The sequence below is a fragment of the Geodermatophilus sp. DF01-2 genome, assembly GCF_004571065.1.
Taxonomy (GTDB): domain Bacteria; phylum Actinomycetota; class Actinomycetes; order Mycobacteriales; family Geodermatophilaceae; genus Geodermatophilus.
On the sequence record NZ_SPQN01000135.1, the window covers coordinates 1 to 6,187 of the forward strand.

7 protein-coding genes are annotated in these 6,187 nt (G+C 73.9%); 4 read left to right on the forward strand and 3 right to left on the reverse strand.

All coding sequences use genetic code 11. The annotated features are described in order from the left end of the window. Positions 1 to 354: 354 nt before the first annotated feature. Together E4P41_RS20840 and E4P41_RS20845 are read right to left on the reverse strand one after the other, a co-directional pair. Positions 355 to 735 carry a hypothetical protein gene (locus tag E4P41_RS20840; RefSeq protein WP_135143121.1) on the reverse strand — a complete coding sequence of 127 codons (381 nt, stop codon included), beginning with the start codon at positions 733 to 735 and terminating at the stop codon, positions 355 to 357. Between the two features lie 202 nt (positions 736 to 937). After that, a complete protein-coding gene (locus E4P41_RS20845; RefSeq protein WP_167761208.1) occupies positions 938 to 1,405 on the reverse strand; it encodes a PepSY domain-containing protein in 468 nt (155 codons plus the stop codon). A gap of 195 nt (positions 1,406 to 1,600) precedes the next feature. On the opposite strand from E4P41_RS20845, the gene E4P41_RS20850 reads away from it, so the two are divergent. The 4 genes from E4P41_RS20850 to E4P41_RS20865 are packed head-to-tail and all read left to right on the forward strand — an operon-like array spanning position 1,601 to position 5,349. Beyond that, a complete protein-coding gene (locus E4P41_RS20850; protein ID WP_135143123.1) occupies positions 1,601 to 2,284 on the forward strand; it encodes a response regulator transcription factor in 684 nt (227 codons plus the stop codon). A 5-nt stretch (positions 2,285 to 2,289) separates the two neighbouring features. Beyond that, positions 2,290 to 3,729 (forward strand): ATP-binding protein, encoded by a 1,440-nt coding sequence (locus E4P41_RS20855; protein ID WP_135143124.1) that lies wholly within the window; start codon positions 2,290 to 2,292, stop codon positions 3,727 to 3,729. Next, positions 3,726 to 4,166 carry a DUF1707 domain-containing protein gene (locus E4P41_RS20860; protein WP_209307840.1) on the forward strand — a complete coding sequence of 147 codons (441 nt, stop codon included), beginning with the start codon at positions 3,726 to 3,728 and terminating at the stop codon, positions 4,164 to 4,166. The genes E4P41_RS20855 and E4P41_RS20860 overlap by 4 nt, the downstream gene beginning before the upstream one ends. A gap of 28 nt (positions 4,167 to 4,194) precedes the next feature. Further along, entirely contained in the window at positions 4,195 to 5,349 is a 1,155-nt protein-coding gene (locus E4P41_RS20865; RefSeq protein WP_135143125.1) for an alkaline phosphatase PhoX, read from the forward strand. A 354-nt stretch (positions 5,350 to 5,703) separates the two neighbouring features. Here the strand turns inward: E4P41_RS20865 and E4P41_RS23755 are convergent, their stop codons facing one another. Then, positions 5,704 to 5,904: a transposase gene (locus E4P41_RS23755; RefSeq protein ID WP_280661491.1), complete on the reverse strand. Its 201-nt coding sequence runs from the start codon at positions 5,902 to 5,904 to the stop codon at positions 5,704 to 5,706. Positions 5,905 to 6,187: the final 283 nt, after the last annotated feature.

Sequence of the window (6,187 nt, forward strand, 5' to 3'; positions counted from 1 at the left end):
TGCTCCAGCGCGGCGGCGTCGGCGGCGAGCCCGGCGAGCAGGGCGTCCGCGACGGCCCGGCCGGCGGGCAGGCGGACCAGGTCGAAGCCGAGCGTGGCGGCACTGACCAGTGAGTAGGGCACGGCAGCGCCTCCCAGTCGACGTCCCCGAGGTGAGGTCGGTCCATGCTGACCGTGATCGAGGGGCGGCGTCACGTGAGCATCACCCGATCGTCGGAGGGCCGGCAGGGACCGTGCGCGTGTCCGATGGAGCCGTGTCAGCAAACCATCGCTCTGCGTGACCGACAGCAGCGCAGACGCCGACCCGGTTCTCGCGGGTCGGCGTCTGCGCGGGCAGGGGAGCCGGACCTGGGGATCAGGCCGGCGTCACCGAGGTGGCCTGGATGGCCGGGTCGCCGTCGAAGTCCTCGAACTCGTTGTCCACGAGGTCCAGGTCGAGGTCCTCCTCGAAGCCGATCACCTGGAACTCCACGACGGTGCCGGCCACCTGCACCTCGGCGCCCTCCTCGAGGGCCGGCACCTCGGCGCCCACGACGAGGATCGGGTTCTCCCCGATCTCCTCGCCGCCGACGGTGAAGGCGTTCGGGCTGATGACCTCGGAGACCTCGCCGTTGACCGTGACGGTCTCGCCGAGGGCCAGCTCCGTCAGCTCGTCCTGAGCGGGTTCCTCGACGGCGCCGGTGTCCACCGGTACCTCGTCCTCACCGCATGCCGCGAGGACCGGCACCAGTGCCATGGCGCCCACCATCGCGAGCCGCGTCGAGCGTCGCCGGACGTGATTCATCTCGTGTCTCCGTTCCAGGGGCTTGCCATCGGGTCAGGTGACAGCCCGGTGCCCGTCAGCGGCCGGACCAGCCATCGGTCCACCACATCGTTACCGCTTCGTGTCGGCCATCCCGGCCGTCGCGGACGGCGCCGGCTCGTCAACGCGCCGAGGATCAGTCGTCGTCCTGGTCGTCCGCGTCGTCCTCGGCCTCGTCGTCGTCGGCCTCGTCGTCGTCGGCCTCGTCGTCCTCGGCCTCGGTCCCGAGGACGCTCGCGTCGCCGGCGTCGACGGTGACCTCCTGCAGCGTCCCGTCGGCGCCGCGCACCTCGACCTCCCAGACGACGAACCCGTCCTCGTCCTCGAGCTCGGCCTCGACGGCCTCCCCGCCACCGACCGACTCGACCGCGGCCGCGGTGGCGGCGGCCTCGTCGACCGTGGCCAGCTCGGCCAGCGCCTCCTGCTCCGCGGCGTCGTCCTCGGGCAGCGCCGACTCGTCCACCGCCACGGTGCCCGCGCGGGTGAGGTCGTCGCCCCCGCCGCCCTGGCCGTCCTCGCCGGCGGCGACGGCGACCCCGCTCGCTGCGGCCAGGGCGACTGCGGCGCCCGCGGTGACGACGGCGGCTCGCTTACCGATACGCATGACGTTCTCCATCCTCGACGGTCCCGGCCGTGTGCCGGTCTCCGTGGATCACGGTCCCCGGGCCTGATGAGGAATCGGTGAGCCGCAACTGAGCGGCGCTCTCATCGGCTCGTCCCCGCCCGAGCGGCGGACGGAGGGAGTAACGGCGGCGGCGCTCTCATCGAACCTTCATCGCGGGGTGCGACGCTCGTGGTCATGCGGGTGCTGGTGGTCGAGGACCACGGCAACATGCGCGACGTCCTCACGCGCGGCCTCGCCGAGGCCGGGCACACGGTCGAGGCCGTCGCCGACGGGCCGACCGGTCTGGCGCGAGGGGTGTCGGGGTCCTACGACGCAATCGTGCTCGACGTGATGCTCCCCGGGATGGACGGGTTCGCCGTGTGCCGGGCGCTGCGGGAGCGCGAGGTCTGGGCCCCGGTGATCATGCTGACCGCGCGCGACGCGGTCGAGGACCGGGTGCGCGGGCTGGACCACGGGGCGGACGACTACCTGGTCAAGCCGTTTGCCTTCACCGAGCTGCTCGGCCGGCTGCGCGCGCTCCAGCGCCGGGGCGCACCGCCCCGCCCGGCGGTACTGCAGTGCGGGCCGCTCTCGCTGGACCCCGCGGCCAGAGTGGTGCGGTGCCGCGGCGAGGCAGTGGACCTCTCCCGGCGCGAGTTCGCGCTGATGGAGTTCCTGATGCACAACCGTGGGCACGTCCTCTCGCGGGCGCAGATCCTTGAGCACGTCTGGGGTCACGACTACGACGGGGTGTCGAACGTCGTCGACGTGTACGTCAAGTACCTGCGCGACAAGATCGACCGGCGGTTCTCCCTGGAGCTGGTGCAGACCGTCCGCGGCAGCGGCTACCGGCTCGCCTGCGCCGAAGGGACCTCCTGACCAGGATGTCCCGGCTACCGATCAGTGTGCGACTCGCCCTGCTCTCGACGGCGTCCCTGGGCGTCCTCCTCCTGCTCGTCGGCGTCCTCGTCCACCACCAGCTGGGTACCGCGCTGCGCGCCGGAGTCGATCAACAGCTGGTCGACCTCGCCTCCGCGCTGCCCTCTCGGCTCGCCGAGGACGGGCTCGGCGACCCGACCGGCGATGACGAGCTCGGCGGCCTGGAGCTCAGCGAGCCGGTGATCCAACTGGTGGACCGGCGAGGGCAGGTAGTGAGCGCCAGCGAGGACTCCGCAGCCGGGGCGCCGCTCCTCGGCCCGGCCGACCTCGCGCGCGCCCGGGCGGGAGAGGCCGTGCTCCGCACGGTCACCGACGAAGAGGCGGAGGACGCCCTGCGGGCGCTCGCCGTGCCGTACGACGACGCCGGCCAGGTCGCCGTCGTCGCCGCCGAGCTGGAGGACGTCGAGGACGCGCAGGCCGCCCTGGTCGCCGGCTACCTCCCAGCGGCCGGCCTGGCCACCCTGCTCGCCGGCCTCCTCGGCTACGGCATCGCCCGTCGAGGGCTGGCGCCCGTCCGGCGGGCGACCGACGAGGCGCTGGCCATCAGCGCGGCGGACCTGTCCCGGCGGTTGTCCCCGCCGGCCCGCCTCGACGAGGTCGGCCGCCTCGTGCACACCCTCAACGGGATGCTCGACCGGCTGTCGGCGGCCGTCGCGCGGGAACGGACCTTCACCGCGGACTCCAGCCACGAGCTGCGCACCCCCCTGGCGATCCTGACCGCGGAGGTCGAGCTGGCCCGCGACCGGACGGAGGACCCGGCCGTGCGCGCGGGGCTCGGCACCGCGCTGCAGGAGGCCGGCCGCATCTCCGGGCTGGTCGACGACCTGCTGCTCCTGGCCCGCGCCGACGCCGGCTCCCTCGAGACCCACCGCCCCCTGGACCTCGACGACCTGGTCGGCGGGGTGCTCGCCCGCTTCGCCACCCTCGCGGCGCGGCGCGGCGTCCGGCTGCAGACCGGCGGGGCGGCGGTGGTCCGTGGCGACGCCGCCGGGGTGGAGCGAGCGGTGGCCAACCTCGTCGACAACGCACTGCGCCACACCCCTGAGGGCGGGGCGGTCAGCGTCGAGGTCCGTGCGACCGGGCCGGTGAGCGCCGAGGTCGTCGTCCGCGACACCGGTCCCGGCGTCCCGCCCGACCGGCTCCCCGGCCTCTTCGACCGGTTCAGCCGGGTGGACGACGCACGCCACGAACCCGGCGGCGCCGGGCTGGGACTGGCCATCGTCGCCGCCGTCGCCGCCGCGCACGGCGGCCGGGTCACGGCCGCCAACAGCACGCCGAGCGGGCTGACCGTCACGCTCGGGCTCGGACCGGCGGACGGGTCCCCGCAACAGAGCGGTGGACGCCGGGGAGCCGCCCCACGACTGGAGAGGAGCCAGGAACCATGACCCTGTCGCCGCACGCCGGGAACCTGCCGGAGCTGCCCCCGCCGCACGGGCCACGGCTGCCGATGCGCGCCTCGGACGCCGACCGGGACGCCGTCGTGGACGTCCTCCGCGAGGCCACGGTCCACGGGATGCTGACGCTGGACGAGTGCGACGAGCGCATGGCCGCGGCGTACGGCGCCCGCTTCCAGCACGACCTCCCGCCGCTGACCGCGGACCTGCCCCCGGTACCCGCCGCCGCGCCGGCCGCGCCCGGCTGGCGGGCCCTGAGTGGGCTGGCCCTCCTGCAGGCCCGCACGTCCCTGGCCGTGATGCCGGGGAGCGCCGTCCTGCGCTCGCGGCCCGGGCTGGCCGCCGTCCTCGCCCTGCTGGCGACGCTGCCGCTGCTGGGCGTCCTGGAGGTGGGCGAGCTCCTCGGGGTCGAACTCCTGGACGACTGACGACGGCGACCGGGCGGTGGAGGACTACATGGATCGGCGGACGTTTCTCCTGACCTCGGCGGCCGGGCTCGGGTCGGTGACCCTGACCGGCTCGCTGTGGCAGACCCTGGGCAGCCCTCCGGAGACCGCCGGCTCCGCCTACGGCCCCCTGCTGTCCCCGGACGAGAACGGTCTGCGGCTGCCCCCGGGTTTCCGCAGCCGGGTGGTGGCCCGGGCCGGCCGGAACGTCGGCCCGACGTCCTACCGCTGGCACCCCGCGCCGGACGGCGGTGCCTGCTTCCCCGACGGGGCCGGCTGGATCTACGTGTCCAACAGCGAGGTGGACGGCACGGGTGGGGCGAGCGCGATCCGGTTCGCCGCCGACGGGTCCATCACCTCCGCCACCCGAATCCTCGAGGGCACCGACCGTAACTGCTCCGGCGGTCCCACGCCGTGGGGCACCTGGCTGTCCTGCGAGGAGGTCCCCCGTGGTCGTGTCTTCGAGACCGATCCCCGCGGCCGGCGGCGACCGGTCGAGCTCCCGGGCATGGGGCGGTTCACGCACGAGGCGGCCGCCGTCGACCCGGTGCGCGAGGTCGTGTACCTCACCGAGGACGAACCGGACGGCTGCTTCTACCGCTTCCAGCCGGCAGCGTGGCCGGACCTGACCGCCGGCCGCCTCGAGGTCCTGTGCCTCCGGGACAGCGACGGCTCCGTGACCTGGAGGCCGGTGCCTGCCCCCTCCGCCGTCCGGCGGCCCACGAGGCACCAGGTGCCCGGCGCGCAACGCTTCGACGGCGGCGAGGGAGCGTGGTACGTCGCAGGAGGGTGCTGGTTCACCACGAAGGGCGACCGCCGGGTCTGGCGTTACGACGCGGACCGGAGCCGGCTGACCGTGGCGGCGGACCCGACGACGGCCCAGATGCCCCGGGTGGACAACCTCACGGCCGACTCGCGGGGCGAGCTCTTCGTCGCCGAGGACGGCCCGGCGATGCGGATCTGCACGCTGAGCCCGACGGGCCGGGTCCGGCCCTTCCTCAGCATCGAGGGTCACCCCGACTCCGAGGTGACCGGGCCGGCCTTCACGCCCGACGGCACTCGCCTGTACTTCTCCAGCCAGCGCGGCTCGACGGGCGAGGACGACGACGGCACCACCTACGAGGTGACCGGACCCTTCCACGGTGCCCGGAGAGGCTCCGGGTGATCGGTGTCCCGGGGTCTCCGCCGCGTGCAGCCGTCAGCCGGTGTGCGGAACGCGGACGGTGAGCCAGGAAATGACGGAAGTCCCGTTCCGCGGTCCGGATCGTGACGCTCGTCGGTCGGCGTCGAGAATGCGATCCAGGGCCTGCGTGTCCTCGAGGTCGACACGGGTCTCCATGCGTCGGCTGGTCCACTCCGAGGGTCCCGCATCGGCGGGCTCGGCCTCCGCGGCCGGCGGTCTGTCGACGAGTGCATCGGATGCAGCGAGCGTGCCGGTGCGGTCGACCACCGGCCGCCGGGAATGTCTGCTCACGCCCGGCCCCCTCTTCGACGTGGCCCCCTCCTTGGCGCCCCGCAGCTAGCCCCCTCCAGGGCATCCCCGAGCCGGCGAGGGGATCAAGGAGGGGGCCTTCGCCCAGGCGATGCCCCCACGGACGACATAGAAGATCGCGTCCAGCATCCGCCGGCGCGGATGCTTCTCCGGTCGCCCGCCCCGCCCGCCGGTGTTGCCCGGCGGCGGCAGCAACGGTTCGACCAACTTCCACTGCTCATCGGTCATGGGTCATCGACGAGGAGGGATAGAAACCGCAGGCGGGCGGCTGTTCGTGCCCGCGGTGGCGTGGGTCGGACATACAAGCCGGAGCCGACCGGCAAAACTGACATCCGAGCTTCTGGCTGCCACGCCGACCCCTCCGCGCCGAGTTGCGAGACGCCTCTCAGAGCGTGTTGAGAAAGCGGGCTGACAGGTTCGGTGTTGTGCGCCAGGGTGGGACATGGGCTCTTCCCCGGCCTACCCCTCGGACCTGACCGATGCGCAGTGGGCGCTGATCGAGCCGCTGGTG

What these genes read in the sequence shown, in the direction of transcription:
- E4P41_RS20840 (WP_135143121.1), bottom strand. Translation starts at nt 735, where the DNA reads ATGGCACTGGTGCCGGTCCTCGCGGCATGCGGTGAGGACGAGGTACCG.
- E4P41_RS20845 (WP_167761208.1), bottom strand. Translation starts at nt 1,405, where the DNA reads ATGCGTATCGGTAAGCGAGCCGCCGTCGTCACCGCGGGCGCCGCAGTC.
- E4P41_RS20850 (WP_135143123.1), top strand. Translation starts at nt 1,601, where the DNA reads ATGCGGGTGCTGGTGGTCGAGGACCACGGCAACATGCGCGACGTCCTC.
- E4P41_RS20855 (WP_135143124.1), top strand. Translation starts at nt 2,290, where the DNA reads ATGTCCCGGCTACCGATCAGTGTGCGACTCGCCCTGCTCTCGACGGCG.
- E4P41_RS20860 (WP_209307840.1), top strand. Translation starts at nt 3,726, where the DNA reads ATGACCCTGTCGCCGCACGCCGGGAACCTGCCGGAGCTGCCCCCGCCG.
- E4P41_RS20865 (WP_135143125.1), top strand. Translation starts at nt 4,195, where the DNA reads ATGGATCGGCGGACGTTTCTCCTGACCTCGGCGGCCGGGCTCGGGTCG.
- E4P41_RS23755 (WP_280661491.1), bottom strand. Translation starts at nt 5,904, where the DNA reads ATGACCGATGAGCAGTGGAAGTTGGTCGAACCGTTGCTGCCGCCGCCG.